The sequence below is a fragment of the Streptomyces sp. FXJ1.172 genome, assembly GCF_001636945.3.
Taxonomy (GTDB): domain Bacteria; phylum Actinomycetota; class Actinomycetes; order Streptomycetales; family Streptomycetaceae; genus Streptomyces.
Genome location: NZ_CP119133.2, coordinates 5137039 through 5163305 on the forward strand (window position 1 = coordinate 5137039; position 26267 = coordinate 5163305).

General features: G+C 71.5%; 30 protein-coding genes and 1 pseudogene. 14 read left to right on the forward strand and 17 right to left on the reverse strand.

Annotated elements, in window-relative coordinates; genetic code table 11:
- Window positions 1–104 precede the first annotated feature (104 nt).
- From A6P39_RS22915 to A6P39_RS22950, 8 genes and pseudogenes are all read right to left on the reverse strand, one after another.
- Window positions 105–479: pseudogene (locus tag A6P39_RS22915) on the reverse strand (GntR family transcriptional regulator); the annotation flags it as partial.
- A 92-nt stretch (window positions 480–571) separates the two neighbouring features.
- Window positions 572–1498, reverse strand: a complete 927-nt coding sequence (mshD, locus tag A6P39_RS22920; RefSeq protein ID WP_067049087.1) for a mycothiol synthase — start codon at window positions 1496–1498, stop codon at window positions 572–574.
- 213 nt (window positions 1499–1711) lie between these two features.
- Window positions 1712–3172 (reverse strand): sensor histidine kinase, encoded by a 1461-nt coding sequence (locus A6P39_RS22925; RefSeq protein WP_067049084.1) that lies wholly within the window; start codon window positions 3170–3172, stop codon window positions 1712–1714.
- Entirely contained in the window at window positions 3169–3903 is a 735-nt protein-coding gene (locus tag A6P39_RS22930; protein WP_067049081.1) for a response regulator transcription factor, read from the reverse strand. The genes A6P39_RS22925 and A6P39_RS22930 overlap by 4 nt, the downstream gene beginning before the upstream one ends.
- A 94-nt stretch (window positions 3904–3997) precedes the next feature.
- Window positions 3998–4231, reverse strand: a complete 234-nt coding sequence (locus A6P39_RS22935) for a hypothetical protein (protein ID WP_067049075.1) — start codon at window positions 4229–4231, stop codon at window positions 3998–4000.
- Window positions 4232–4275: 44 nt separating this feature from the next.
- Window positions 4276–5286 carry a S1C family serine protease gene (locus A6P39_RS22940; RefSeq protein WP_067049072.1) on the reverse strand — a complete coding sequence of 337 codons (1011 nt, stop codon included), beginning with the start codon at window positions 5284–5286 and terminating at the stop codon, window positions 4276–4278.
- Between the two features lie 110 nt (window positions 5287–5396).
- Window positions 5397–6434 carry a LacI family DNA-binding transcriptional regulator gene (locus A6P39_RS22945; RefSeq protein WP_079133520.1) on the reverse strand — a complete coding sequence of 346 codons (1038 nt, stop codon included), beginning with the start codon at window positions 6432–6434 and terminating at the stop codon, window positions 5397–5399.
- Window positions 6435–6584: 150 nt separating this feature from the next.
- On the reverse strand, window positions 6585–7388 hold the full coding sequence (locus tag A6P39_RS22950) for a winged helix-turn-helix transcriptional regulator (RefSeq protein ID WP_067049067.1): 804 nt from the start codon (window positions 7386–7388) through the stop codon (window positions 6585–6587).
- Window positions 7389–7571: 183 nt separating this feature from the next.
- Between A6P39_RS22950 and A6P39_RS22955 the strand changes: the two genes are divergently transcribed.
- The 3 genes from A6P39_RS22955 to A6P39_RS22965 are packed head-to-tail and all read left to right on the forward strand — an operon-like array spanning window position 7572 to window position 10004.
- On the forward strand, window positions 7572–8423 hold the full coding sequence (locus A6P39_RS22955; RefSeq protein WP_107304403.1) for an alpha/beta hydrolase family protein: 852 nt from the start codon (window positions 7572–7574) through the stop codon (window positions 8421–8423).
- A gap of 57 nt (window positions 8424–8480) precedes the next feature.
- Window positions 8481–8735, forward strand: coding sequence for a MoaD/ThiS family protein (locus A6P39_RS22960; RefSeq protein WP_067049061.1), 255 nt, complete (start codon window positions 8481–8483; stop codon window positions 8733–8735).
- A 6-nt stretch (window positions 8736–8741) separates the two neighbouring features.
- Window positions 8742–10004 (forward strand): hypothetical protein, encoded by a 1263-nt coding sequence (locus A6P39_RS22965; protein ID WP_067049058.1) that lies wholly within the window; start codon window positions 8742–8744, stop codon window positions 10002–10004.
- 152 nt (window positions 10005–10156) lie between these two features.
- Here the strand turns inward: A6P39_RS22965 and A6P39_RS22970 are convergent, their stop codons facing one another.
- The 4 genes from A6P39_RS22970 to A6P39_RS22980 form a co-directional block, all read right to left on the reverse strand.
- Window positions 10157–10444: a DUF1416 domain-containing protein gene (locus A6P39_RS22970; protein ID WP_067049055.1), complete on the reverse strand. Its 288-nt coding sequence runs from the start codon at window positions 10442–10444 to the stop codon at window positions 10157–10159.
- A gap of 32 nt (window positions 10445–10476) precedes the next feature.
- The gene (locus tag A6P39_RS22975) at window positions 10477–11322 is read right to left on the reverse strand and encodes a sulfurtransferase (RefSeq protein WP_067049052.1); all 846 of its coding nucleotides are present in this window, start codon (window positions 11320–11322) and stop codon (window positions 10477–10479) included.
- A 128-nt stretch (window positions 11323–11450) separates the two neighbouring features.
- On the reverse strand, window positions 11451–11531 hold the full coding sequence (locus A6P39_RS45535) for an Ms5788A family Cys-rich leader peptide (RefSeq protein WP_350751515.1): 81 nt from the start codon (window positions 11529–11531) through the stop codon (window positions 11451–11453).
- Between the two features lie 208 nt (window positions 11532–11739).
- A complete protein-coding gene (locus A6P39_RS22980; protein WP_067049049.1) occupies window positions 11740–12483 on the reverse strand; it encodes an LmeA family phospholipid-binding protein in 744 nt (247 codons plus the stop codon).
- Between the two features lie 187 nt (window positions 12484–12670).
- On the opposite strand from A6P39_RS22980, the gene A6P39_RS22985 reads away from it, so the two are divergent.
- A complete protein-coding gene (locus A6P39_RS22985) occupies window positions 12671–12934 on the forward strand; it encodes a DUF3099 domain-containing protein (RefSeq protein ID WP_067049046.1) in 264 nt (87 codons plus the stop codon).
- A gap of 4 nt (window positions 12935–12938) precedes the next feature.
- On the opposite strand, the gene A6P39_RS22990 is transcribed toward A6P39_RS22985, so the two are convergent.
- From A6P39_RS22990 to A6P39_RS23000, 3 genes are read right to left on the reverse strand one after another with little or no spacing between them, the layout of a single operon-like run.
- Window positions 12939–13301, reverse strand: a complete 363-nt coding sequence (locus tag A6P39_RS22990) for a DsrE family protein (RefSeq protein ID WP_067049043.1) — start codon at window positions 13299–13301, stop codon at window positions 12939–12941.
- On the reverse strand, window positions 13298–13543 hold the full coding sequence (locus tag A6P39_RS22995) for a hypothetical protein (RefSeq protein ID WP_067049040.1): 246 nt from the start codon (window positions 13541–13543) through the stop codon (window positions 13298–13300). The genes A6P39_RS22990 and A6P39_RS22995 overlap by 4 nt, the downstream gene beginning before the upstream one ends.
- On the reverse strand, window positions 13540–13701 hold the full coding sequence (locus tag A6P39_RS23000; protein WP_199840863.1) for a hypothetical protein: 162 nt from the start codon (window positions 13699–13701) through the stop codon (window positions 13540–13542). The genes A6P39_RS22995 and A6P39_RS23000 overlap by 4 nt, the downstream gene beginning before the upstream one ends.
- 171 nt (window positions 13702–13872) lie before the next feature.
- On the opposite strand from A6P39_RS23000, the gene A6P39_RS23005 reads away from it, so the two are divergent.
- The 5 genes from A6P39_RS23005 (at window position 13873) to ygfZ (ending at window position 17121) form a co-directional block, all read left to right on the forward strand.
- Complete coding sequence (locus tag A6P39_RS23005) at window positions 13873–14715, forward strand: helix-turn-helix domain-containing protein (RefSeq protein WP_067049037.1); 843 nt, start codon at window positions 13873–13875, stop codon at window positions 14713–14715.
- Window positions 14697–14894: a DUF397 domain-containing protein gene (locus A6P39_RS23010; protein WP_067049034.1), complete on the forward strand. Its 198-nt coding sequence runs from the start codon at window positions 14697–14699 to the stop codon at window positions 14892–14894. Before A6P39_RS23005 ends, A6P39_RS23010 begins: the two co-directional genes overlap by 19 nt.
- 221 nt (window positions 14895–15115) lie before the next feature.
- Window positions 15116–15691 carry an FABP family protein gene (locus A6P39_RS23015; RefSeq protein WP_067049031.1) on the forward strand — a complete coding sequence of 192 codons (576 nt, stop codon included), beginning with the start codon at window positions 15116–15118 and terminating at the stop codon, window positions 15689–15691.
- 16 nt (window positions 15692–15707) lie between these two features.
- Complete coding sequence (locus tag A6P39_RS23020; protein ID WP_067049027.1) at window positions 15708–16145, forward strand: Fur family transcriptional regulator; 438 nt, start codon at window positions 15708–15710, stop codon at window positions 16143–16145.
- A 10-nt stretch (window positions 16146–16155) separates the two neighbouring features.
- Window positions 16156–17121, forward strand: a complete 966-nt coding sequence (gene ygfZ, locus A6P39_RS23025; protein WP_067049024.1) for a CAF17-like 4Fe-4S cluster assembly/insertion protein YgfZ — start codon at window positions 16156–16158, stop codon at window positions 17119–17121.
- 10 nt (window positions 17122–17131) lie between these two features.
- Here the strand turns inward: ygfZ and dtd are convergent, their stop codons facing one another.
- On the reverse strand, window positions 17132–17557 hold the full coding sequence (gene dtd, locus A6P39_RS23030) for a D-aminoacyl-tRNA deacylase (RefSeq protein WP_067049135.1): 426 nt from the start codon (window positions 17555–17557) through the stop codon (window positions 17132–17134).
- Between the two features lie 159 nt (window positions 17558–17716).
- Here dtd and A6P39_RS23035 point away from each other — a divergent pair, with 159 nt between their 5' ends.
- From A6P39_RS23035 to A6P39_RS23055, 5 genes are all read left to right on the forward strand, one after another.
- Window positions 17717–18343, forward strand: a complete 627-nt coding sequence (locus A6P39_RS23035) for an RsiG family protein (protein ID WP_067049021.1) — start codon at window positions 17717–17719, stop codon at window positions 18341–18343.
- A 463-nt stretch (window positions 18344–18806) separates the two neighbouring features.
- Window positions 18807–19712 (forward strand): winged helix-turn-helix domain-containing protein, encoded by a 906-nt coding sequence (locus A6P39_RS23040; protein WP_067049018.1) that lies wholly within the window; start codon window positions 18807–18809, stop codon window positions 19710–19712.
- Between the two features lie 109 nt (window positions 19713–19821).
- On the forward strand, window positions 19822–20703 hold the full coding sequence (locus tag A6P39_RS23045) for a FadR/GntR family transcriptional regulator (protein ID WP_199840862.1): 882 nt from the start codon (window positions 19822–19824) through the stop codon (window positions 20701–20703).
- On the forward strand, window positions 20703–21428 hold the full coding sequence (locus A6P39_RS23050; protein ID WP_234378998.1) for an HAD family hydrolase: 726 nt from the start codon (window positions 20703–20705) through the stop codon (window positions 21426–21428). Before A6P39_RS23045 ends, A6P39_RS23050 begins: the two co-directional genes overlap by 1 nt.
- Before the next feature lie 197 nt (window positions 21429–21625).
- A complete protein-coding gene (locus A6P39_RS23055) occupies window positions 21626–23848 on the forward strand; it encodes an aminoglycoside phosphotransferase family protein (RefSeq protein WP_067049012.1) in 2223 nt (740 codons plus the stop codon).
- An 18-nt stretch (window positions 23849–23866) separates the two neighbouring features.
- Here the strand turns inward: A6P39_RS23055 and A6P39_RS23060 are convergent, their stop codons facing one another.
- Window positions 23867–26233 (reverse strand): excinuclease ABC subunit UvrA, encoded by a 2367-nt coding sequence (locus A6P39_RS23060; protein ID WP_275883894.1) that lies wholly within the window; start codon window positions 26231–26233, stop codon window positions 23867–23869.
- Window positions 26234–26267 lie beyond the last annotated feature (34 nt).

Sequence of the window (26267 nt, forward strand, 5' to 3'; positions counted from 1 at the left end):
CCCTGGAAGTGCGGGTCGCCTGCGGCGAGGTGCTGGTCGGGTACGGCGTCGCGGTGGCCGCCCACGCCGTGGTGCCGGTCCGGTGCGGCGCCGGGCCGGCCGTGTCCGGTGAAGTGCTGGTCGAGTACGGCGGTGAAGAGCGCGGCCACGTCGTCCCGGTCCAGCCCGGCGGCGCGGGCCCGCGCGGCCCAGGCCTCCAGTTCGGTGCGGAGCGGGGAGTCGGCCGGGGCGGTGCCGAGCGAGCGCCGCACGAAGGTGCCGAGCCCGCGCCGGGCCTCCACGAGTCCCTCCCGTTCCAGTTCCCGGTAGGCCTTCAGGACGGTGTTGGGGTTGATCGCGGTGGCCTCCACGACCTCGCGGGCCGTGGGCAGCCGGTCTCCCGGCTCCAGCAGGCCCATGCGCAGAGCCTGTTTGGTCTGCTGGACGATCTGGACGTAGGTGGCCACGCCGCTGTGCCGGTCGATGCGGTACTCGACCACGCCGTCCACCACCCTTTCACTAATTGAGTAGTGAAAGGGTGGTGCAAAAGAGGGGCGGCCGTCAAGCCGGCCGCCCCGTGCCCGGGGTTGTGTCAGGTCTCGGTGCGGTACATCAGGTCGGTCTCGTGCGTGGTGAACCCCAGCCGCTCGTACACCGACACCGCCGCCTGGTTGTCGGCGTCGACGTAGAGCATCGCGGTCGGCAGGCCCTGAGCGGCCAGGTGCCTGAGGCCGATCGTGGTGAGGGCCTTGCCGAGCCCGCCGCCCTGCTCGCCGGGCCGTACCCCGAGGACGTACACCTCGCCGAGCCCTTCCTCGGCGTGCACCTTGGTCCAGTGGAAGCCGGCCAGCTCGCCGCCCCGCTCGGCGAGGAAGAACCCGGCCGGGTCGAACCAGGGCTCGGCCTTGCGGTCGTCCAGGTCCCGCTGGGCCAGCGAGCCCTGCTCCGGGTGGTGGGCGAAGGCCGCCGCGTTGACCGCGAGCCAGGCCGCGTCGTCCTTGCCGGGCACGAAGGCGCGTACGGTCACGCCCTCCGGCAGCTTCGGGTCGGGCAGCTCCAGATCCGTCAACGGCCGCCGCATCTGGCGCAGTTCGCGGAACAGGGTCAGGCCGAGCACCTGGGCGAGATGCCGGGCGGCGGGGTGCCCGCCGTGCGCCCAGACCCGCAGCCGCTTGCCGGAGGCGGCGAGCAGCGCGGAGCCCAGCGCCCGGCCGTGCCCGTGCCCGCGGTGCGCGGGGTGGACGACGAGTTCGGCGGCCGGTGCCTCCACCGGGTCGGTGTCCTCCAGCTGGGCGTAGCCCACGAGTTCGCCGTCGACGGTCAGCAGCAGATGCGAGACGCCCTCCCGGGCGCCTCCGCGCAACTGCAACCGCCCCTGCTCGGACACCGGCTGCTGCCCATCGGCCTGAACGGCCTCGGCGAGCAGGGCCAGTACGGCCTCGGCCTGGTCAGGGGTGAGCGCGGAGTGGGTCTCGATGGAGCGGGCCGGGAAGGCTCGTACGGTGTCGTCGCTGCTCATGCGTACGAGGGTACGGGGCGGGTGGGGGCCTGGCCATGATCATCGTCCCGGTGAAGAAGACCCGCAAGCCCGGCCCGGCCTCCAGGCCCCGGAAGCACGAGCCGAAGAAGCCGGCGCCCAAGAAGCCCGCATGTGCGCCGCGCGGACGGCCTCGGCCGCGCCCGGATCCGGCGCCCGCGCACCGTGTCGGAGCGCCGGACCGGCCGGGCGGGCTCAGGCCGTCGTCGTGTCCGGCGGAGGCATGGGCGCCCCCGGCAGCCGTACCGTCGCCACCGTGCCGCCGCCCTCCGCGCGGGTCAGGGTGACCTCGCCGCCCGCCCGCTGGACCGAGCGGGCCACGATGGACAGGCCGAGGCCCGAGCCGGGCAGGGCGCGGGCGCTGGGGGAGCGCCAGAAGCGGTCGAAGACGTGCGGGAGTTCGTCCTCGGCGACGCCGGGGCCGTGGTCGCGGACGGTCAGCACCCCGTCGGCCAGCCGCACCTCGACCGTGCCGCCCTCGGGGCTGAACTTCACCGCGTTGTCGAGGATGTTGACGACCGCCCGCTCCAGTGCGGACGGCTCCGCCCGGACGTACCAGGGCTCCAGGTCCGCCTTGATCGTCAGCTCCGGCCCGCGCAGCCGCGCCCGGCGCAGGGCCGCCTCGACGGTGTCCAGCAGCGGCACCACCTGGACCCGCTCACCGCGCTGGCCCTCCGCGCGGGACAGCTCCTGCAGGTCGCCGATCAGCGAGGCCAGCTCGGTCATCTGGGCCTTCACCGAGGCGAGCAGGGCCTTGCGGTCCGCCGGCGGGATGGGGCGGCCGGTCTCCTCGCTGCGGGAGAGCAGTTCGATGTTCGTGCGCAACGACGTCAGGGGCGTGCGCAGTTCATGGCCGGCGTCGGCGATCAGCTGCTGCTGCAGCTCGCGAGAGCTGGCCAGCGAGGCGGTCATCGAGTTGAAGGACCGCGACAGGCGGGCGACCTCGTCCTCGCTGTCGTCCTCCACCGGGATCCGGATGGTCAGGTCCTCGGTCCGGGCGACGTGCTCCACGGCCTCGGTGAGCTTGTCGACGGGCCGCAGCCCGGCCCGCGCGACGGCGAGCCCGGCGGCACCCGCGCCGAGGACTCCTATGCCGGAGACGAGGAGGAGGATGAGGGCCAGCTCGTTGAGGGTGCTGTGGGTGCTCTTGAGGTTCACGGCGACGACGACACCGATGTTCGGGCCGCGCTGGCCCGTGCTCCGGTCGAAGGTGGAGCCCAGCGGCCGGACGATCACCCGGAGGTCGTCGCCCTCGCTGTCGGTTCCGTTGCGGAAGTACAGGCGCTGGTTGTTCCCGTTCCTGATCTCCGCCTTGTCCGCCTGGATGATCTTGATCTTGCCCGGCGAGTCACCGATCAGGCAGACCGTGCCGTCCTCCGTGACGACCTGCGCGTACCTGTCCTGGAAGTGGGGGCCGCTGGTGCTCTGCGGGGTGCTGACACAGTTGTTGAGGGCGACACTGGCCTGCTGGAGCTGCCCCGGGCCGCTCATCGCCTTCTCCAGCTCGTTGTCGACCTGCTGGTACAGCTTGCCCTGCACGATGAACCAGCAGGTCACCGAGACCGCCGCCACCGCGAACGCCACCGCGGCCGCGACCAGCACCGCCAGCCGGGCCCTGATGGGCAGCGACCGGTACCGGCGGACCAGCCTCCTCACTCGGCGCCGCCCTGGCGCAGGACGTAGCCGACGCCCCGGACCGTGTGCACCAGGCGCGGTTCGCCGCCGGCCTCGGTCTTGCGGCGCAGGTACATGACGTAGACGTCGAGGGAGTTGGACGAGGGCTCGAAGTCGAAGCCCCACACGGCCTTGAGGATCTGCTCGCGGGTGAGGACCTGGCGCGGGTGCGCCATGAACATCTCCAGGAGGGTGAACTCCGTGCGGGTCAGCTCGACCGGGCGGCCGCCCCGGGTGACCTCGCGGGTCGCGAGGTCCATGCGCAGGTCGCCGAAGGTGAGCGCCTCGTCCTCCTGGGCCGCCGGCGACACGGCGGCCGCGTACGAACTGCGCCGCAGCAGCGCCCGGATCCGGGCGAACAGCTCGTCCAGCTCGAACGGTTTGACCAGGTAGTCGTCGGCGCCCGCGTCCAGCCCGGTCACCCGGTCGCCGACCGTGTCCCGGGCCGTGAGCATGAGGATCGGTGTCGTGTCGCCGGCGCCGCGGATGCGGCGGGCCGCCGTCAGGCCGTCCATGCGCGGCATCTGGATGTCGAGGACGACCAGGTCGGGCTTGTACGCGGTGGCCTTCTCCAGCGCGTCCGCGCCGTCGACGGCCACCTGCGTGTCGTACCCGTCGAACGCGAGGCTGCGCTGGAGCGCCTCGCGCACCGCCGGCTCGTCGTCGACGATCAGGATGCGCTGGGGGTCACGGTCGCCTTCGGCGGGACTCATCGCTCGCGGTTCCTCGGGTTGCGGGGGACGGGGAGGGGTACGGCTCTCTCTCAGCCTGCCACGGACGGCGGGCCGGGAGGCACACCTGCCGGGCTCAGGCGCGGACCGCCGTCAGACGGTTCAGCGGGACCTTGCGGCGGTGGGTGCGCACGGCGGGGGTGCGCAGGCCCATCAGCTGGGGCTGGGGGACCGGCGGCGTGACGATCTCGGGGGCGCGGGGCTTCGGGATCGGCAGGTGCAGGTCGCGGGCGATCGAGATGGCCATGCCGATGTCGGCGGGGCCGCGGCCGGTGATCTGGAGCGTCTGGTGCGAGACATGCGTGATCATGACGTACTCCCTGCTGACGTGCCGGTTGTGCGCTGGCGGAGCTGCTAGCCGTTGGAGCCGGACCGCAGCTTGGCCAGGTCGGACTTGACGGTGTTGACGGGGATCGCGAAGCCGAGACCGATGCTGCCCGCGTCCGAGGACGAGGAGGACTGCCGGCTCGACGAGTACATCGCGGAGTTGATGCCGATGATGTTGCCGCTCGCGTCGATCAGCGCACCGCCGGAGTTGCCGGGGTTGAGGGACGCGTCGGTCTGGATGGCCTTGTAGGTCGTCGTGGACGAACCGGTGTCGCCGTTGAACTGACGGCCGCCGAACTGGAACGGCCACGATCCGTCGCCGCCCTGGTTCTGGCCCTGGCTCTCGTCGGTGGAGACGGTCACGTCCCGGTTGAGCGCGGAGACGATACCGCTGGTGACGGTGCCGGTCAGGCCCTCGGGGGAGCCGATCGCGACGACCGAGTCACCGACCTGGACGGCGCTCGAGTTGCCGAGCGAGGCCGCCTTCAGGCCCGAGGCGCCCTGGATCCTGATCAGCGCCAGGTCCTTGGAGCTGTCGGTGCCGACGACCTGGGCGGTGTGGCTCCTGCCGTCGCTGGTGCGCACCTTTATCGACTGCGCGCCGGCGATGACGTGGTTGTTGGTGACGATCTCGCCGTTCGACGTGATCACCACGCCCGAGCCGGTGGAGGAGCCGTTGCTGAGGGTGGCGTTGACCTCGACCACGCTCGGGCTGACCGCGGCGGCGATCGCGGCGACGTCGCCCCGCTTGCTGGAGGGCACCACGTTGGTGGCCGTGCCGCTGGAGGCGACCGTGTCCTTGCCGGTCAGCTCCTGGAAGGCGTACGCGGTGCCGCCGCCGACGGCCGCCGCGACGAGCGCGACCGCCGCGAGCAGGGTGACCGGACTGCGGTTGCGCCTCTTGCGCGGCGCGGGCTCCGGAGCCACGGGGGCCGCCGGGGGCGCGTAGGACGGCGGGGGCGGCCACTCGGGGCTCGCAGGAGCGGAGTAGTGGTGCTGCTGCGGGTACTGCTGCTCGTTGCCCTGGCTCTCGGTCATGCAAAGAGGATCCCCGGCGAACGTGAGAGCTTCCTGAGTGCTCGCTGAGAAGCCCGGCAGAACCTCGTTTGCCCGATATAAAGACGCTTCTCGCAGCTTGGGGAGGCCGCTCAGACGGGCTTCATCTCCTGGCAGCCGCAGCTCGTGCGCACCACCAGCCGCGACGGGAACGTCTTCAGCCGCTCCCGCCGCGAGCCCGCCACCCGCAGCCCGTCGTCCAGGACCAGGTCGACCGCCGACCGGGCCATCGCCGAGCGGTCCGAGGCGACCGTGGTCAGCGGCGGGTCGGCGAGCGCGGCCTCCTTGATGTCGTCGAAGCCGGCCACCGCCAGCTCGCCGGGCACGTCGATGCGCAGCTCGCGGGCGGCCCGCAGCAGGCCGATCGCCTGGTCGTCGGTGGAGCAGAAGACCGCGGGCGGCCGGTTCGGCCCGGACAGGACCTCCAGGGCGACCTGGTACGCGTCGTAACGGTTGTACGGCGCCTCGAACAGCCGGCCCTCAGTGCTCAGGCCCGCCTCGGCCATGGCCCGCTTCCAGCCCTCGACGTGGTCGGAGACCGGGTCGCCGACCGCCGGTGTCTGCGCCGTACCGCCCATGCAGGCGACGTACTCGTAGCCGTGCTCCAGCAGGTGGCGCACGGCGAGCTGGGCGCCGCCCAGGTCGTCCGTGACCACGGCGACGTCGTCGATGGCCTCGGGGCGCTCGTGCAGCAGCACCACCCGGGCGTCCCAGGCGTCGATCTCGGCGGCGGCCAGGTCGTTCAGCGCGTGGGAGACGAGGATCAGGCCCGAGACGCGCATGCCCAGGAAGGCGCGCAGGTAGTGGACCTCGCGTTCGCCGATGTAATCGGTGTTGCCGACCAGGACCATCTTTCCGCGCTCGGAGGCGGCCTGCTCGACCGCGTGCGCCATCTCGCCGAAGAACGGCTGGCGGGCGTCCGGGATGATCAGGCCTATGAGGTCGGTGCGCCGGGAGGCCATCGCCTGGGCCACCCGGTCGGGCCGGTACCCCAGTTCCTTGATCGCCGCGAGGACACGCTCGCGCGTGGCCGGGGCGACCGGCCGGGGTCCGTTGTTGATGACATAACTGACGACGGCGGTGGAGGTCCCAGCCAGCCGTGCCACGTCATCCCGAGTCACCTTGGCCACGCGCGGAGTCTACGCGGATGGACCCGCTCTGGGCAGGGCGTATCACGGCTCGGATGTGCGCGAGCAATGCCCGCCGCGGGCGCCGGTCACGCCCCGGCGGCACCTCCGTTATGCCTCCGTTATGCGAAGGGGCGGAAAATCATGCGCCGGCTAGGCGTCGGCGTGGACGTCGGCGTCGTCCGGGACGGCCGATGCGCCCGCATCCTCCGCCTTTGCCCGCCCCGCCTCGGCCTTGGCCTCCTCGGCAGCCCTCTCGGCGGCCTTCTCGGCACTGCGGTCGTTCTTCTCGGGGGTCACGAATCGATAACCGACGTTCCGTACGGTGCCGATCAGTGACTCGTGCTCCGGGCCGAGCTTGGCCCGCAGCCGCCGTACGTGCACGTCGACCGTCCGGGTGCCGCCGAAGTAGTCGTAGCCCCACACCTCCTGCAGCAGCTGGGCGCGGGTGAAGACGCGGCCCGGGTGCTGGGCGAGGTACTTCAGCAGCTCGAACTCCTTGAAGGTGAGGTCGAGCACCCGCCCCTTGAGCTTGGCGGAGTAGGTGGCCTCGTCGACCGACAGATCGCCGTTGCGGATCTCCATCGGGGAGTCGTCGTTGACGATCTGCTGGCGGCCCATGGCGAGCCGCAGCCGCGCCTCCACCTCCGCGGGACCGGCGGTGTCGAGGAGGACGTCGTCGATGCCCCAGTCGGCGGTGACGGCGGCGAGCCCGCCCTCGGTGACGACGAGGAGCAGCGGACAGCCGGGGCCGGTGGAGCGCAGCAGCTGGCACAGGCTGCGCACCTGCGGCAGGTCGCGGCGGCCGTCGACGAGGATGACGTCGGCACCGGGGGTGTCGACCAGGGCGGGACCCTCCGCCGGGGCCACCCGCACGTTGTGCAGAAGCAGGCCGAGGGCAGGCAGCACCTCCGTCGACGGCTGGAGGGCATTGGTCAGCAGCAGCAGAGAACTCATACGTCGGTTCCTCCTCGGTCCCTGCGAGGACGTGTGCGGACGGGCACTGCTCTGCGATCCCGAAGGCCCCGTACACACCCGCGGATCACCTGGGGTTTCCCGCTTCGTATACAACGCTTCCGAAAGCACAAAAGGACCCGGGGGCTACGCTGCCCGAGTCCTCTGCCCAGCAGAATAGCCCACATGAGGAACCGTCCGGCAGGTCAAGTGGCGCATTCCACCGTTCGTCCGAATCCCGAGACGCACAGACAGGGCCCTATCCGGACGTTCTTGCGCACGGCCGACGGAATTCCGGTCGATTCCGTATACGATCCGGGCGCCGTCGTATACGAAACCTCTCCGGACACCCGCCGTTCGGCCTCCCGCGACCTGGTGTTCGTCGTCGCCCACGGGTTCACCGGGGACGTGGACCGGCCGCATGTGCGAAGGGTGGCGGGCCTGCTCGCCCGTTACGGCGCCGTCGTCACCTTCTCCTTCCGCGGCCACGGACGCTCCGGCGGCCGCTCCACGGTCGGGGACAAGGAGGTGCTGGACCTCGCCGCCGCCGTGGAGTGGGCCCGCGGCCTCGGGCACGCGCGCGTGGCGACCGTCGGCTTCTCCATGGGCGGCTCGGTCGTCCTGCGGCACGCGGCCCTGCACCCCGGCGCGGCCGACGCGGTGGTCTCGGTCAGCGCCCCCGCCCGCTGGTACTACCGGGGCACGGCGCCCATGCGCCGGCTGCACTGGCTGGTCACCCGTCCCGAGGGCCGCCTGGTCGGCCGCTACGGCCTGCGCACCCGCATCCACCACCGGGACTGGAACCCGGTCCCGCTCTCCCCGGTGGAGGCGGTCCCGAAGATCGCCCCGACGCCGCTCCTGGTCGTCCACGGCGACCGGGACGGCTATTTCCCCCTCGACCACCCCCGGATGCTCGCCGAGGCGGCGGGTGACCACGGGGAACTGTGGGTGGAGCCGGGCATGGGCCACGCCGAGCACGCGGCGGACGACGCGCTGCTCGCCCGGATCGCGGACTGGGCTGTCGGCACGGCGGGCTAGCCTGACACCATCTGTTCTCTGTCTTTGAATTTCCCTTGCCGTCGATTGAGGAACGAGATGCCCAAGGTCACGGTGCGCTACTGGGCCGCCGCCAAAGCCGCGTCCGGCGTCGCCGAGGAGCCGTACGACGCGGACACGCTGGCCGACGCCCTGTCCGCCGTGCGCGCGCGACACCCCGGTGAACTCACCCGCGTGCTGCAGCGATGCTCCTTCCTCATAGACGGTGACCCCGTCGGGACCCGCGCGCATGAGACGGTACGGCTGGCCGAGGGCGGCACGGTCGAGGTGCTCCCGCCGTTCGCAGGAGGATGAGGCGAGATGAGCGACCAGCCGTATCAGCAGGGCAGACAGCCGTACGAGGGCTACGACCCGTACCAGCAGCAACACCAGCAGCAACAGCAACAGCAACAGCAGTGGCCCGGGCACGAGCAGCATGAACAGCACGGTCAGCACGGGCAGCACGGTCAGTACGGCCCGCACGACCAGCAGCAGTACGGACAGCAGCCCGGCTACGACCCCCCGCTGACCCAGCACTGGCAGGGTCAGACGTGGGAGACGCAGACACACGCGCCGACGCAGATGCCGGTGCAGCCGGCCGAGGAGACCGCGTATCTGCCGCCGCAGACGTACGAGGGGCAGTACCAGCAGCCGCAGCAGCCGTACCAGCACCAGCAGTACCAGCAGCCGCAGCAACCCCAGCAGCAGTACGCGGGCCCCTACGCGCAGCCGCAGCCCGAACCGGTGCGGGAGCCGGAGCGGGTGCCGCAGTCGCAGCGGGAGCCCAACCCGGAGTACGGCCCCGCCACGCTCGCCGGCAACGCCCGGATCACGGACGCCCAGCGGGCGCGTCTGGAGGGCCGTTCGCCGATCATCGAGCCCGGGATGCAGCCGGCGCTGCTGACCGCACTGCTCGGCCTGCTGCTGGCCGCGACGGCACCGGTCGCCTCGTACGCGCTGGCCGTCCCGCTGGTGGCGCTGCAGGCGGTGACGGCGGCGGGCTGGTTCCGGCTGAACGGGATGTGGCCCGCCCGGCAGGGCATCGCGCTGGCCTTCGCGGGCGGGCTGGCCGCCGACGCGGCGGTCCTGGTCGCGGGCCGCGGGCACGCGCCGGCCGCGATCCTCGGCCCGCTCGGCGTCTGGGTCCTGCTGGCCCTCGTCCTCCAGCTGCGCTCGCACGCCTCGCCGGACGAGCGGATGTACGGCCTGATGGCGACGGTGGTCTCGGCGGCGCTGTCGATCCTGGCGACCGGGTACCTGGGCGCCGACCCGCACGCGGTCTCCGTGGGCGCGGCGGCGGTCGCGGTCGCCGTCCTGGCCCGGGCCCTGCCCCTGCCGACCCCGGTCTCGGTCGTCGTCGCCGTGCTGGCCGCGGCCGGCGCGGGGATCGCGGTCGGGGGAATGACGGGCTTCGGCACGAAGGGTGCCGCCCTGGGCGCGGCGGCGGGAGCCTGCGCGCTGATCGGCCACCGGGCGGCGAGCTACGACTACCCGTCCCGCTTCGTCCACTTCACGGCGGGCGTGGCCCTGCCGCTGTCGGCGGCCGCGCCGGTGGTGTGGGCACTGGGCCGGGCGCTGGGTTAGGACCTGTCCGGCGGATTGTGTCGCGGTCGCCGGACCGGCCCCGGCCGGCCGCGCGGCCGGCAAGCCGAAGGGCCGTACCCCCACCTGGCGTCCAACCCCGGGGGTACGGCCCTTCGGTCCGTCACTCAGCCGTCACTGAGCCCTCGGCCCGCTCAGATCGCGATGGCGACCTCAGCCAGCCCGCCCTGCTGGGCGACAACCGTGCGGTCGGCCGTGCCGCCGGGCACCAGCGCGCGCACCGTCCACGTGCCCTCAGCCGCGTAGAACCGGAACTGACCGGTCGCCGAGGTCGGCACCTCGGCCGTGAACTCGCCGGTCGAGTCCAGCAGACGGACGTAGCCCGTCACCGGCTCGCCGTCGCGGGTCACCTGGCCCTGGATCGTGGTCTCACCGGGCTTGATCGTCGAGGCGTCCGGGCCACCGGCCTTCGCACCGCACATGTTGAACTCCTTGAGGGGTAAAGGGCGTTGGTCTACTTACCGGCGCCGAGTTCGATCGGCACGCCGACGAGGGAGCCGTACTCGGTCCAGGAGCCGTCGTAGTTCTTGACGTTCTGGACACCGAGCAGCTCGTGCAGCACGAACCAGGTCAGGGCCGAGCGCTCACCGATGCGGCAGTAGGCGATCGTGTCCTTGGAGAGGTCCACGCTCTCCTCGGCGTAGAGGGCCTTCAGGTCCTCGTCCGACTTGAACGTGCCGTCGTCGTTGGCGTTCTTGGACCACGGGATGTTCTTGGCGCTCGGGACGTGGCCCGGACGCTGCGACTGCTCCTGCGGCAGGTGCGCCGGGGCGAGCAGCTTGCCGGAGAACTCGTCGGGCGAGCGTACGTCGACCAGGTTCTGCGAGCCGATCGCGGCGACGACGTCGTCACGGAAGGCACGGATCGAGGTGTCCTGGGCCTTGGCCTTGTAGTCCGTCTTGGCGCGCTCGGGGACCTCGTCGCCGGGGACCAGCTCGCGGGCGTCCAGCTCCCACTTCTTGCGGCCGCCGTCGAGGAGCTTGACGTTCTCGTGGCCGTACAGCTTGAAGTACCAGTAGGCGTAGGACGCGAACCAGTTGTTGTTGCCGCCGTAGAGGATCACCGTGTGGTTGTTGGCGATGCCCTTCTGCGACAGGAGCTTCTCGAAGCCCTCCTGGTCGATGAAGTCACGGCGCACCGGGTCCTGGAGGTCCTTGGTCCAGTCGATGCGGATCGCGTTGCGGATGTGGTTCTTCTCGTAGGCGGACGTGTCCTCGTCCACCTCCACCAGGGCGATGGTGGGGTCGTCCAGGTGCTCCTGGACCCAGTCGGCGTCTACGAGGACGTCGCTGCGGCTCATGCTCTTTCTCCTCCGGGGCAGTCGCGGCGGGGCGTGCAAGTAGAGAGGTGCGCGCTCGGGATCCGGGCGGCGCACGGGTGCCCTTACCAGCAGGGCGGCTGAGGGATGCGGAAGTGAGTGACTTCCACTCAGAAGGGGCGACAGAGCATGGCGGCAACGCGGCACAGGTCCACTGCCCGCCGCTTCGTGAGATCCGCCTGTCGCTTCATGGCCCCGATCGTAGGGACGTCCGGGCGGGCGTGTCACCGGTGTGTCATATGACGAGACGCGATCGTCCGCATGGCGGGACGAGAAGAGCGCCCGGGGCGCGCCTGTGCGGCCTCCGGACGCTCGTGTGGGGGACGGCGGCTACCGAACGGACGTGACCGTCTCGCCAATTGGACGGTCTCTGTCCACCGCCGGTGTTCGGCGGAGTCCCTACCCCGCCAGCTTGACGTCCGAACCCTTCACATGGATCTCCACACCGTCCTGCGCGGCCTCCACCTTGTCCAGCTTGATGCCGCCGGGCAGCTGGTTGATGGCCTGCTGGAAGTCGGTGATCTGGCGGACGCGGGTCTCGGCCAGCGAGACGGCGGCCAGCGTGGGCAGCGAGTCGGCGTGGACCTCGACCTTGTCGTTCACGACGGACACGGTGCTGAGCACGGACATCGTCTGGTCGATCGGGATGGACAGGAACGCGCCCGTCACATGGACCGCGACCTTGATCTTGCCGTTGCCGCCGTCGGACAGGCCCACCACCCGGGCCTTGATCCCCGGGGCGACCTCGGTCGGCTCGGACTTGGCGGTCTTCAGCAGTTCGGCGTAGGAGACGGTCGCGGTGCCGGTGGCGGTGTCCGCGGTGGCGGAGCTGTAGTCGCCGGAGAAGGAGACGCCCTTCATGTCGGCCTTCAGGTCGTCGATCCGGATGGTCTGGCCGCTGGTCCCGGTGGCGGCCTGGTAGTTCTTGATCCCGACCTCGACGTCGTCCAGCGATCCGCCGGCGAGCTGGGTGAGGAACGGGAACCCCTTGATGCTGACGTCCGGCGTCGAGGACAGGTTCTGCGTCGACCTCAGCTTGTCGGCGGCCTGCCCCTCGGCGAAGTGCACGGCGACCCGGTCCGCGATCACGAACAGCCCGCCCAGGATCACGACGAGGATCAGGATTATTCGCAGGGCGCGCATGTGGAGGTTCCCCCGGGTCGGCGGCGTTTCGTTCGCCGTGCGGTACGGCGTCGACGTACGCCACGGTAACCCTGAGGGGCGGGATCGTGGGCGTTTGTCGATCACTTGTGACAGGGCTGCGGGGCGGTGCCGCACCCCGCCCCGCACGGACAGAGCCGGGCGGGGCGCCGGGACCTACCCTTGAGATATGTACGCGCGGCGGCGGCACATCTACTTCGCCATGATGGGGACCTGTATCGGGCTCTTCGTCCTGGCCTGGGGGGTCGTACGGCTGTGGTCGGTGCCCGCGGCCGTGGGCCTGTGCGTGGTCGCCATGGTCATCCCGCCGGTCGCCGCGATGGTCGCGAACCGGCGGGGGCCCGAGGACCGCTGGTGGGACGACCCGTCCGGCGACCCGCAGTCCGACGAGTGGTGGGACGAGCTGGACGGGAAGAAGCGCCCCAGGCGGTGAGCGGTCAGTAGACGAGCGCCTGGGTGTCGTCCGCCAGGGACTCCTGCACGAAGACCTGCGCGCCGGCGATCCGCACGCCCTCGATGACGTCCTTCTCGGTGATCTCCCGGCGGGCCGCGCACTGCGTGCACAGCGTGATGCGTCCCGCCGCGAGGACCGCCTCGATCAGGTCGGGCAGCGGGGCGGCGTGCGGCAGCTCGAACTCCGCCGCCCGCCCCGGCAGCGCGAACCAGGACGACTCGCCGGTCAGCCACAGCGAGACCTCGACACCGCTGGCCACGGCCACGGCCGCCACGGTGAACGCCTGCGAGCACCGCTCGGGCGCGTCGGCCCCGGCCGTCACCTTGATCACGAGCTTCTTGGTCATGACGGAAGCGTAGCCGCGACGACGGTGACGATCAGCGCGGCCAGGCAGAGGACGGTGAGCACCCCGCTGACGGTGGCGCCGTCCACCGACCGCCGCGGGCGCCGTCGCTCCCGGGCCCGCTCGGCGAAGTACGGGTGGAAGGGCGGCACCGCGTACGCGGGCGTGACGGCCCCCGGGTCCCGGGGCGGCGTACGCCCCTCCTCCTGCCACCGCTTGCACTCCTCGTACGGCAGCCCGCTCATGCCTGGTGCTCCTTGCGCTGGTGCTGGCGCAGCAGCACGTTGGCGTCCACCTCGGCGCTCCTGTCGTACGTCGCCTGCGCGACCTCCCGCCGCTCCACCAGCTCCGCGCAGGCGGCGCAGCCGGGGACGGGGCTCGGCGGCCGAGTGATGTCGATCATGGGGCAGCTCCTTTTCTCCGCACCCCTGCGCGCAGCGCAAAGGGGGCGCTACGCTGCGTGTTCGAGCGGCGCTATGAGCATGGCGCAGAGAAACGGCATCCGGGCTGTTGAGCGGCCCAACTTCCACGCCGGGCGAGCCAAATTCCACAAATTCCACAGCCGAGGAGCGCGATGCCGCAGCGAAGGGTGGTCACGGGACGCAGTCAGGAGCCGAGGGTGCGGTTCGCCGAGGAGTTACGGCTCCTGCGGACCGAGCGGGGCTTGAGCCTGCGGAGGCTGGCGGAGGAAGTCGGCTGGGATGCCTCGCAGTTCGGGAAGATGGAGAGCGGGCGGACGCTGGGCAGCCCCGAGGTCGTACAGGCGCTGGACCAGTACTACGGGACACCGGGGTTGCTGGTCACGCTGTGGGAGCTGGCGGTGGCTGACCCCGCGCAGTTCAAGGAGCAGTACCGGCGGTACATGATTCTGGAGTCGGAGGCGGTGAGCCTGTGGCACTACGGGGTGAGCAGGCCGCCGGGGCTTCTGCAAACCGATGCGTACGCGCGTGAAGCGCTCGCGGCGGGCGGGATCAAGGGCAACGAACTGGAGCAGCAGGTAGAAGCCCGCATTGGGCGGCGGGAGCTGCTGGAGGGCAGCGAGGCGCCCACCTTCCGCAGCATCCTGTCCGAGGCGGTCCTGCGGACGCCGCTGCCCAATCGGGGCGAGTGGCGTGAGCAGCTGGAGCACCTGCTGGAGATGTCGGAGCGCCCGAGCATCACACTCCAGGTGTTGCCGTTCAGCGTCAGCTTTCACGGCCTGGCAAGCACTGACCTGATGTTCCTGCGGCTGCTGGACACCCGTACCGTGGCTTACGCCGAGAACGACGTACATGGTGAACTGATCGCAGAACCAAGCAAGGTTGAGCGTTTCCAGCGCACTTATGATGCGGTGCGCGATTCGGCCCTGTCCCCGGTCGAGTCGCGGAAGTTCATCCTGCGGATGTTGGAGGAAGTGCCGTGCGGGCCATCGACCTGAGCAACGTGACGTGGCGCAAGAGCAGCTACAGCAACTCGGACGGCGGCCAGTGCGTCGAAGTCTCCGACAGCATCCCCTCCCTCATCCCGGTCCGCGACAGCAAGGACACCACCCGCACCCCCCTCCTGATCGGCGCCCCCGCCTGGAAGGCGTTCGTGGACGGGGTCAAAGAGGGCTGAGGCCCGGACGGCGCACCTCGTCAAGAGGGCCGGGGCCCGGCCGCGTAAGCTGGGCCCCGGCTCTGTCGTATGCCCGCCCTCGCCCAAGGAGCACCCGTGGAAGCATTCTTCGAAACCCTGCTGGTCCTGGTCTGCGTCGGCGTGCTCGCCTTCGCCGCCCTGGCCGTGAAGAAGCTGTACCAGGGCCAGCGCTGAACCACGTCTAGGAAAGCCTTCCGACCATGATCGAAATCCCGTCCGACCTGCACAAGGACCTCGTCCCGCTCGCCTTCCTGCTCGGCAACTGGGCCGGGGCGGGCGTGCACGACTTCCCGGGATCGGAGAAGTGCAACTTCGGCCAGGAGGTCAGCTTCACCCACGACGGGCGGGACTTCCTCGAGTACCACTCCCACACCTGGGTGCTGGACAAGGACGGCAACAAGGTCCGCCCGCTGGAGTCGGAGTCCGGCTTCTGGCGGATCGACGCCGGCCGCAAGGTCGAGGTGACGATGACCCGCGACGACGGTGTCATCGAGATCTGGTACGGCGAGATGGCCGACAAGAAGCCGCAGATCGACCTCGTGACCGACGCCGTCGCGCGCACGGCCGCCTCCCAGCCGTACAGCGGCGGCAAGCGGCTCTACGGGTATGTGAAGAGCGACCTGATGTGGGTCGGCGAGAAGCAGACCCCGGACGTCGAGCTGCGCCCCTACATGTCGGCCCACCTGAAGAAGGTCGTCACCCCGGAGGACGTCGAGCGCTGGGCCAAGGCCCTGCCGGACGACATGCCGGACGACGGGATCGCTTTCTTCAAGTAGTTCTAGACTCGTCGGTGTGGTGAGCACCGACTGGAAGAGTGACCTCAGGCAGCGCGGCTACCGGCTGACGCCGCAGCGGCAGCTTGTGCTCGAAGCCGTGGACACCCTGGAGCACGCGACCCCCGACGACATCCTCACGGAAGTGAAGAAGACGGCGTCGGGGGTCAACATTTCCACGGTCTACCGGACGCTGGAGCTGTTGGAGGAGCTGGGTCTGGTCAGCCACGCCCACCTCGGGCACGGGGCGCCCACCTACCACCTCGCCGACCGCCACCACCATCTGCACCTGGTGTGCCGGGACTGCGAGAACGTGATCGAGGCCGATGTCGGGGTCGCCGCCGAGTTCACGGCGAAGCTGCGCGCACAGTTCGGTTTCGACACCGACATGAAGCACTTCGCGATCTTCGGGCGCTGCCGGGACTGCTCGCTGAAGAGTTCAACTACCGCGTCGTAGGCTGGCCCGTATGAAGAGTCCTCTGCTGTCCCTGCCCGGCGCCGTCCCCGCCGAGGGTGTGGACGAAGGTGTCGCCGCCCACTACGGCGACCTGTTCCGTGAGCAGCGCGCCCTCGCCGAGGGCGACGGATTCGTCGACCTGTCGCACCGCGGTGTCGTCACGGTCACCGGGGAGGACCGGCTGAGCTGGCTGCACCTGCTGCTCACCCAGCACGTCAGCGAGCTGCCGCCCGGCGAGGCCACCGAGGCGCTGATCCTCTCCGCGCACGGGCACATCGAGCACGCGCTGTACCTGGTCGACGACGGCACGACCGTCTGGGCGCACGTGGAGCCCGGTACGCAGGACGCGCTCCTCGCCTACCTGGAGTCGATGAAGTTCTTCTACCGGGTCGAGGCCGCCGACCGCACGGCGGACTTCGCGGTCGTCCACCTGCCCGCCGGGTCGATCGCCGAGGTGCCGGACGGGGTCGTCGTACGGGAGACCGCGTACGGGCGTGATCTGTTCCTGCCGCGCGCGGACCTGGAGTCGTTCGCCGCCTCGCACGGGCCCGCCGCCGGGCTGCTCGCCCACGAGGCGCTGCGTGTCGAGCACCACCGGCCCCGGCTCGGCTTCGAGACCGACCACCGGACCATCCCGCACGAGCTGGGCTGGATCGGCACGGCGGTGCACCTGCAGAAGGGCTGCTACCGGGGGCAGGAGACCGTCGCCCGCGTGCAGAACCTGGGCAAGCCGCCGCGCCGCCTCGTCTTCCTCCACCTGGACGGGAGCGAGGTGCACCTGCCGGTGCCGGGGACCGAGATCCGGGTCGCGGACGAGGGGCCCGACGGGCGCAGGATCGGGTTCGTGACGACGTCCGTACGGCACCACGAGCTGGGGCCCGTCGCTCTCGCGCTGGTCAAGCGGAACGTGCCCGTGGACGCCCGGCTGATGGCCGGGGACACCGCCGCCGCGCAGGAGGTCGTGGTCGAGCCCTGAGGCCCGGCCGCTACATCTCCAGCAGCACCGTGAACGGGCCGTCGTTCGTCAGCGACACCCTCATCCGGGCGCCGAACCGGCCCGTCGCCACCGTCGCGCCCAGGGCCCGCAGCTGGGCGACCACCTCGTCGACCAGCGGCTCGGCCACATCGCCCGGGGCCGCCGCGTTCCAGGTGGGGCGGCGGCCCTTGCGCGCGTCGCCGTAGAGCGTGAACTGGCTGATGACCAGCAGCGGGGCGTCGACGTCGCTGCAGGACCGCTCGTCCTGGAGCATCCGGATCGACCACAGCTTGCGCGCCAGCTGCGCCGCCTTCTCCTTGGTGTCCTCATGGGTCACCCCGACGAGGACGCACAGTCCCTCGCCCTCGATCGCGCCCACCGTCTCGCCGTCCACGACGACACTCGCGCCGTCCACCCGCTGCACCACCGCTCGCATGCGGACCATCATGCCGGGTGTCCGGTACGTGCTCACAGGGGGTTCATTATCAAGCCCTTACCCCCCATCTGGGGCCGTTCGGGGGCACACGGTCACATAGGGGTCGGTTGGGGTGGCACGATGCTTCCACACGCCGGTCGAGGGGACGGTCACAAGCACATGAGCACACCGAGCACCAGCGGGTGGCTGGGGACGCAGGGACTGCCGGAGAGGGTGCCGGAGACGGCGTACCGGCCGCCCGTCCAGCGTGCTGACGGCATCCCGGGTCCCGCGCTGTCCGCAGAGCCCCGCGACCCGGACCTGGCCCGGCTCAGCCTGCCCGAGCTGCGCATCCTGCGCCGGGACGCACAGCGGGACGAGGCGGACCTCAGCTATGTGCGGCGGCTGCTCCAGGGCCGGATCGACATCCTGCGCGCGGAGCTGTGCCGGCGCGGCCGGGCCTCGCTGCCGGCGCCCGCGGACGGCTCCGTGGTCGACCGGCTCCCGGAGATCCTCAAGGACGCCCCGGCCCGGCACCGCTCCTCGGCCCGCCATGTCACGCTCGGCACCCCGCACAACGAGGAGTACCGGCAGCTGGCCGCCGAGATGCTCGGCGAGGTCGAGCTGAGCGATCTCGCGGCCCGGACGGATCTCGAACTGACCAGTGCCATGGGGCGGTTGGTCCAGTACGAGCAGGAGGTCTCGCGGCGGCGGCAGCGGCTTCAGCAGACCACCGACGAGTGCAGCGGAGAGATCGCGCGCCGCTACCGGGTGGGCGAGGCGCAGGTGGACGACCTGCTGACCTGAGCGCGCGGCGGCGGCGCGGCTCGTCGTGTCGGGGCGAGTGCGGGACGCGGGTACGGGACGCGGGTACGGGAAGAACGAGAGGGCGCCGCCCGGAAGGCCGACGCCCTGTTCCGCTCGCCCGGGCGCCCGTGGTGCCCGGACCTCTTCTGACGCTTCCCTTCTCCCGGCTGCCCCTGACTGTTATCCGTAGCGAGCTGTTCAGTTGTGGCTGTGCTGTGCGGTGTTCAGTTGTGGCTGTGCTGCTTGTTCCATGTCCTGTTCAGTTGTGACTGTGCGCTTCGGTGGCCGTCCCCTGTCCGGGCTCCCGGCTCCCCTCCGGAAGGAAGCCCGGTCGGCCAACCACTGGGAAGCTCGACCATGTGCTGCAAGTTGGCAGCCAACTTCACTGTACTTATCTCCGCGGAGAAGCGGCGCATAACCAGCTGTCGGCGAACTGCCGTAAGTTGGCGGGAAGTTGTAGCGTTTGTTCGTGGATCCGGAGCACGTCTCCGCCAATGGACGGACGCGGCCACAACCGCCCCGCTCGTCCCATCGCGACATCGCCGACGAACTGCGCAGCCGGATCAGGTCCGGGGTGCTGCGGCCGGGTCAGCGCATGCCCACGCAGGCCGAGCTGGCCGGGGAGTTCGGCGTCGAGCGCGGAGCCGTACGGCAGGCGCTGCGGATCCTCCAGACGGAGCGGCTGCTCACCAACGTGTCCAAGGGGAGCCCGGCCACGGTGGCGGTGCTGTCCGCGCCGGCGGCCGGGCCGGGTGCGCCGCCGCAGCCCACCATGGCCGGCCTCGCGCCGCGCATCGCGGCCGCCTTCGCCGCCCCGCACGTGCGCATCGACGCGCTCTGCCTGACCGCGGTCTCGCTCACGCTGGCCATCGGCGAGCCCCTGCGGCAGATCCACGCGGGACGGCTGAAACCGGCCAAGATCGACGTCCGGGTACTGCTGCCCAGCCGGGACATCGCCCTCGCCTTCCCGGCGCCGGTGGCCGCGGACGACGGCGGGCTGCTGCACCGCCGCTGGCTGGCCCAGCGCAACGCCCAGGGCCAGGTGCTGCGGCAGAACCTGCTGGCCCTGCTGACCACGCACGGCGTCGACGTCCAGGTCTCCTTCCGGGCGCTGCCGTTCACCCCTCCGGTGAAGCTGTACCTGCTCAACGGCTCGGAGGCGCTGTTCGCGTACTACACGCTCAAGCGGGGCGAGCGGGAGATCGAGCACGAGCACCTGGAGCTGTACGACGCCGACGGCACGCGCTCGATGCTGTTCGCCTTCGAGGGGCATGCCGGGGCGCGGGACGCCGGGTTCGTGGAGCAGTCGCGGCGGTGGTTCGACGCGCTGTGGGAGACGATCAGTTCGGAGCTGCGGTTCGGCGCATAGTCACCGGGCAGGTGTCCGCCGACCAACTCCGGCCAACTTGTTTGTGCTTGGCTGCTATGCAGGAACAACTTCTGGGCAACTCTCCCTGGATGGATGAGAGTTGTAGCGTTTGGTCGTGACTCAGGAGCATGTGGCAGTGAACGGCAGCAGGAGACGCACGCCGCAGGAGATCGCCGACACCCTGCGCGAACGCATCCGCACGGGTGCGCTGCGGCCCGGCGCGCGGCTGCCGACGCAGGCCGAGCTGGCCGGGGAGTTCGGGGTCGAGCGGGGTGCCGTGCGCCAGGCGCTGCGGGTGCTCCAGGAGGACGGGCTGCTCAGCGACGTCAGCAAGGGCAGCCCGCCGCGGGTGGCCGAGCCGGAGCCCGCACGTGAGGAGCCGCAGCCGACGATGGTGGCGCTCGCGCCCCGGCTGACCGAGGCGTTCTCGGCGCCGCACGTGCGCATCGACGCCGTCTGCCTGACCGCACAGAGCCTGATCCCCGCGCTCGGCGAGCCGCTGCGGCTGATCCACGAGGGGCGGCTGCGGCCGGCGAAGATCGACGCCCGGATCCTGCTGCCGGGCCGGGACATCAACCTCGCCTTCCCGGTCTCGGTCGACGCCGGCAGCGAGGAGGACGACGCGGTGCACCAGCGCTGGCTCGCGATGCGCAACGCCCAGGGCCAGGTGCTCCAGTACAACCTGCAGGCGCTGCGCGCCACCCACGACATCGACGTCCAGGTCACCTTCCGGGCGCTGCCGTTCACCCCTCCGGTGAAGCTGTACCTGCTCAACGGGGTGGAGGCGCTGTTCGCGCACTACATGATCACGCGCCGCGAGGAGCCCACCGACAGCGGGACGCTCGAGATGTGGGACACCCTGGGCTCCGAGTCCCTCCTGTTCTCCTTCGAGCAACGGGCCGGTCAGCGGGACGCGGCGTTCGTGGAGCAATCGCAGAAGTGGTTCGACGCCCTCTGGGAAACCATCACCTCGGACCTGACACTCTCCTAGTGACTTCTGATGCGAACGAGATCGAAAAGCTTCGGGAACTGATCACACCGGCCCGCTTCGTGCTGTGGGACTTCGACGGGCCGATCTGCCGGCTGTTCGCCGGGCACCGGGCGGAGCGGGTCGCCGCCGATCTGGTGGAGTGGCTGGAGCGGCAGGGCCTGCACGGGCTGCTCACCGCCGCCGAACGCGAGACCCTGGATCCGCAGGTGGTGCTGCGCGCGGTGGGCCGGCGCCGCCCGGGCAGCGACCTCGTCGCCGGGCTGGAGGAGCGGCTCACCCAGGAGGAACTGCGGGCCGCCGCCTCCGCCCTGCCCACCGCGTACGCCGACCCGCTGATCCGCACCTGGACGGCCGTCGGCGCCCGGCTGGCCGTCACCACCAACAACTCGCCCCGCGCGGCCCGCACCTACCTCGAGACCCGCGGCCTCGCCGGCTGCTTCACCCCTCACCTGTACGGCCGTACCGGGCAGTTGCACCACCTCAAACCGCACCCGCACTGTGTCCACCGCGCCCTGAGCGCGCTGGGCGCCCCGCCCGAGGCCGCCCTGATGATCGGCGACGCCGCCTCGGACCTGGCCGCGGCCCGGGAGGCGGGCGTCCCGTTCCTCGGCTACGCGCGTAACGGCACCAAGGAGCTGGCCCTGCGGGCGGCGGGCGCCGAGCTGGTCGTACAGTCGCTCGAGCCGCTGCTGAGGTTGCTCCGCAGCGGTCGTCCGGTGGGCTAGCATGCCGACACGTCCGGGCCACCGCCCGGATCCGTGCGTACGCGCGCGCAAGGAACGGCGACGAGCCGGACCCGGACCTCGGCGGCCGGCACCCCGGCCTTCTGCCTTCCAACCGACGTAATCCCCGCTGTACTTCCCGCTGTACTTCCCGCTGTTCTCGCTGTTCTTCCTTTCGCGTGATCGATCTGGAGCGGCCCGTGGGCGCATCGCCTGGTCCCCGTGCCGCGGCCGGGGGGCCTGCCCGGCGAGTCCGGACGGACGCCGTCGTCCAGCAGTTCGTGGCGCGCGCCCTCGCGGGGCCGCCGACCGGCGGCGGCCCCCGGTACGACGACCGCGTCCTGCCGCTGACCGAGCCGCTGGCCCGCCTGCTCGGCCGGGCGCCGGGCACCCCGGTGACCGTACGGGTACGGCGGGCCGGCGTACCGCCGGTGGTGATCCGGACCTGGCCGGGCGAGCCGGAGATCCTGCGGGCGGTGGGGGCCGTGCTGCCGCACGCGCCGCAGTGTCTGGCGGCGGGCGAGGACTTCGCCGTCCTCAGCCATGTCGAGGGCACCCGGCTGGACGGGCTGCGCGCGCCCGGCGCACCGGTCGACGGCCCCTTGCTGACGGATCTGGCCGAGCTGTTCGCCGCCGTCGTCCAGGTGCGCGGTGCGGCCCTGCCGCCGCTGCCGCCCGGCCGGCCGGGCAACCACACCGACTCGCAGGCCTTCCTGCGCGCCCTCGCCCACCAGGCCGACCAGCAGATCCGCCGGCCCAACCGGCGCCGCTACGGAGGGCTGTTCACGGCGCTCGGCGTGCCCGAGGACGCACTGCTCCGGTTCGCCGACCGGGTCCCGGCGATGACCCGGCGGCCGTACGGCCTGCTCCACGGCGACCTGCACGACGGCACCCTGCTCGTGCCGTCGGCCGGTGCCGTGCGGCTGCACTGCCTGGACTGGGAACTGGCCGGGTACGGCGACCCGTTGTACGACCTCGCCGTGCACCTCGTGCGGATGCGCTACCCCGAACGGCAGTGGCGCGAGGCCGTCGGCGCCTGGGAACGGGCGGTGCGCCGGGTGCGGCCCGCCGCGACCGCCGGCCTCGCCAAAGACCTGCGGCACTACGTCTCGTTCGAATACGCCCAGTCCCTGTACGCCACCGTGATCCGTGCCGCGCGCTCCCTGGAGGACTCCTTCGGCCGCGACAGCCTGGACGCGGCGACGGACGCCGTCCACACGGCCCTGCGCCGTGCGGCCGCCGCGCTGCGGCTGGGGCGGGTGCCGGAGCGGACCGAGATCGAGCGGGTGCTGTTCCGGCGGGGGGTCTGCGCGGGGCCGTCGCCGACGGGGGCGGGCCGGCGCGGGATCGGCTGGACCCCCGACCGCCGGGTGCCCGAGCATCCCGGATTCCCGCACTCCGCCGTCACCGACGCGCTGTTCCTGGAGGGCACGGCACCGGCCGGGCGGGTGTTCAAGGGGGCCGCGCATCTCAGCACCGTGATCCAGGTGCCCGGCGTCGGCTTCCCCGTGGTCGTCCGCCGGGAGGTGACCGTCGTGCTGCGGCGCGAGCGCAGCTTCCTGAGCGAGCACGCCGTACTCGCGGCGATCGAACGGTCGGGGGCGGCCGTGGCCGCGCCCCGGGTGCTGGCGCTCGGCGAGAGCCATGCCACCGATCCGGAACACCCGTACCGCGGGGACCGGTTCGCCGTGCACACCTATGAGGGCGGGCGCGATCCCGGCCGCCGCCCCGAGCACCCGGTGCACGGGCTGCGCCCGCACGAGGCGGACTGCCTGGTCGACCAGCTGGCCGCGCTGACCGGCGTCGACTACGCCCGGGTCGACCCGGTGGCCGGCCGGCCCGGCTTCTACGACTGGCTCAGCGAGCAGCTCGTGGCGCTGGTCGCCGCCCTGCCGAAGGAGTCCCAGCAGCTGGCCCGCCTCCTCGGCCTGCCCGACGCGCCCCGGCTGCGCGAGATCCTCGCCCGGCACCGGGTCACCGACCGCGACCCGGCCCTGCTGCACGGCGACCTCAACCCCTGGAACCTGGTCCGCCGGGACGACGGCCCGGCGCTCACCCTGATCGACTGGGAGATGGCCCTGGTCGGCGACCCGCTGTACGAGCTGGTCCGGCACATGCACCTCACCCCGACCCGGCCGGAGATCCGCGACCGCATGTTCCGCCGCTGGGAGAGGCGGCTGCCCGCGCGGTTCACGAAGAACTGGCAGGAGGACTGGCGGGTGTACCGGTGGACCGAGATCGTCCGCTCGGCCTACGTCGACCTCGACCGCCTGGTCACCGGCGCGAGCCTGGACGCGCCCAACGTCCGCCGCGCGCTGGACTCGTACGCCATGACCCTCGCCGCGGCCACCGCCTCCCTGGGGCTGTCGTCCCGCCGGCGCCACGACGCGCGCCTGCCCCCCGCCCTCGGCACCCACGAGTGAGACCGGGCTGAGAACTCCTCACGCCCCCACGTAGGCGGCCAGGTGCTCCCCGGTCACGGTGGACCGCGTGGCGACCAGCTCCCCGGGCGTCCCCTCGAACACCACGCGCCCTCCGTCGTGCCCGGCCCCCGGTCCCAGGTCGATGATCCAGTCCGCGTGGGCCATGACCGCCTGGTGGTGCTCGACCACGATGACCGACTTCCCCGAGTCGACCAGCCGGTCCAGCAGGGCGAGGAGGTGCTCCACGTCGGCCAGGTGGAGACCCGTCGTCGGCTCGTCCAGGACGTAGACACCGCCCTTGTCGGCCATGTGCGTGGCCAGCTTCAGACGCTGGCGTTCGCCGCCGGAGAGGGTGGTGAGGGGCTGGCCCAGGGTCAGGTAGCCGAGGCCGACGTCGGCCATCCGCGTCAGGATCCTGTGGGCCGCCGGGATGTGCGCCTCGCCGGCGGCGAAGAACTCCTCCGCCTCGGTCACCGACATCGCCAGCACCTGGGCGATGTCCCGCCCGCCGAGGGTGTACTCCAGCACCGACGCCTCGAAGCGCTTGCCCTCGCACTCCTCGCAGGGAGTGGCGACACCGGCCATCATCGCCAGGTCGGTGTAGACCACGCCGGCGCCGTTGCAAGTGGGGCAGGCGCCCTCGGAGTTGGCGCTGAACAGGGCCGGCTTGACGCCGTTGGCCTTGGCGAAGGCCTTGCGGATCGGCTCGAGCAGTCCGGTGTACGTCGCCGGGTTGCTGCGCCGGGAGCCGCGGATCGGGGTCTGGTCGATCGACACCACGTCCGCACCGGGCGGGACCGAGCCGTGCACGAGCGAACTCTTGCCCGAGCCGGCGACGCCGGTGACCACGCACAGCACGCCGAGCGGGACGTCGACGTCCACGTTCCGCAGGTTGTGCGTCGTCGCGCCGCGGATCTCCAGCGCGCCCGTCGGCTTGCGGACGGTGTCCTTCACGGCGGCCCGGTCGTCCAGGTGGCGGCCGGTGAGGGTGCCGCTGTCCCGCAGCCCCGCGACGGTGCCCTCGAAGCAGACCGTGCCGCCCTCCGTACCGGCGCCGGGGCCGAGGTCCACGACGTGGTCGGCGATCGCGATGACCTCCGGCTTGTGCTCCACGACGAGGACCGTGTTGCCCTTGTCGCGCAGGCGCAGCAGCAGCTCGTTCATGCGCTGGATGTCGTGCGGGTGCAGACCGGTGGTGGGCTCGTCGAAGACGTACGTGACGTCGGTCAGGGAGGAGCCGAGGTGGCGGATCATCTTCACGCGCTGCGCCTCGCCGCCCGACAGCGTGCCCGCCGGCCGGTCGAGCGAGAGATAGCCGAGGCCGATCTCCACGAACGAGTCCAGCGAGTGCCGCAGCGAGGCGAGCAGCGGCGCCACCGACGGCTCGTCCAGCCCCCGTACCCACTCGGCCAGGTCGCTGATCTGCATCGCGCACGCGTCGGCGATGCTCACCCCCGCGATCTTCGAGGAGCGGGCCGCCTCGGTGAGCCGGGTGCCCGCGCACTCGGGACAGACGGTGAAGGTGACCGCACGGTCCACGAAGGCCCGGATGTGCGGCTGCATGCCCTCCTTGTCCTTGGCGAGCATCGACTTCTGGATCCGCGGGACCAGGCCCTCGTAGGTCATGTTGATGCCCGCGATCTTCATCCGGGTCGGCTCGCGGTACAGGAAGTCCTGCAGTTCCCTCTTGCTGTACTCGCAGATCGGCTTGTCGGGGTCGACCAGGCCGGACTCGGTGTAGAGGCGGTAGTTCCAGCCGCCGGACTTGTAGCCGGGGACGGTCAGCGCGCCCTCGTTGAGGGACAGCGAGTCGTCGTAGAGCTGGCCGAGGTCGAGGTCGGAGACCGTGCCCCGGCCCTCGCAGCGCGGGCACATGCCGCCGGTGATGCTGAAGCTGCGCCGCTCCTTCACCTTCTGCCCGCCGCGCTCCACGGTGACCGCGCCGGCGCCGCTGATCGAGGCCACGTTGAAGGAGAACGCCTTGGGCGAGCCGATGTGCGGCGTGCCGAGCCGGCTGAAGAGGATGCGCAGCATGGCGTTGGCGTCGGTGGCGGTGCCGACGGTGGACCGGGGGTCGGCGCCCATCCGCTGCTGGTCGACGGTGATCACGGTCGTCAGCCCGTCGAGGACGTCGACCTCGGGGCGCGCCAGGCTCGGCATGAAGCCCTGTACGAACGCGCTGTACGTCTCGTTGATCAGCCGCTGCGACTCGGCGGCGATCGTGTCGAACACCAGCGAACTCTTCCCCGAGCCGGACACACCGGTGAAGACCGTCAGCCGGCGCTTGGGCAGCTCGACGCCGACGTCCTTGAGGTTGTTCTCGCGGGCGCCGTGCACCCGGATCAGGTCATGGCTGTCGGCGGTGTGCGCTGCGGTGAGGTCCATGCCGGCCAACCTAACGCCGCCCGGCGCGCCGGCG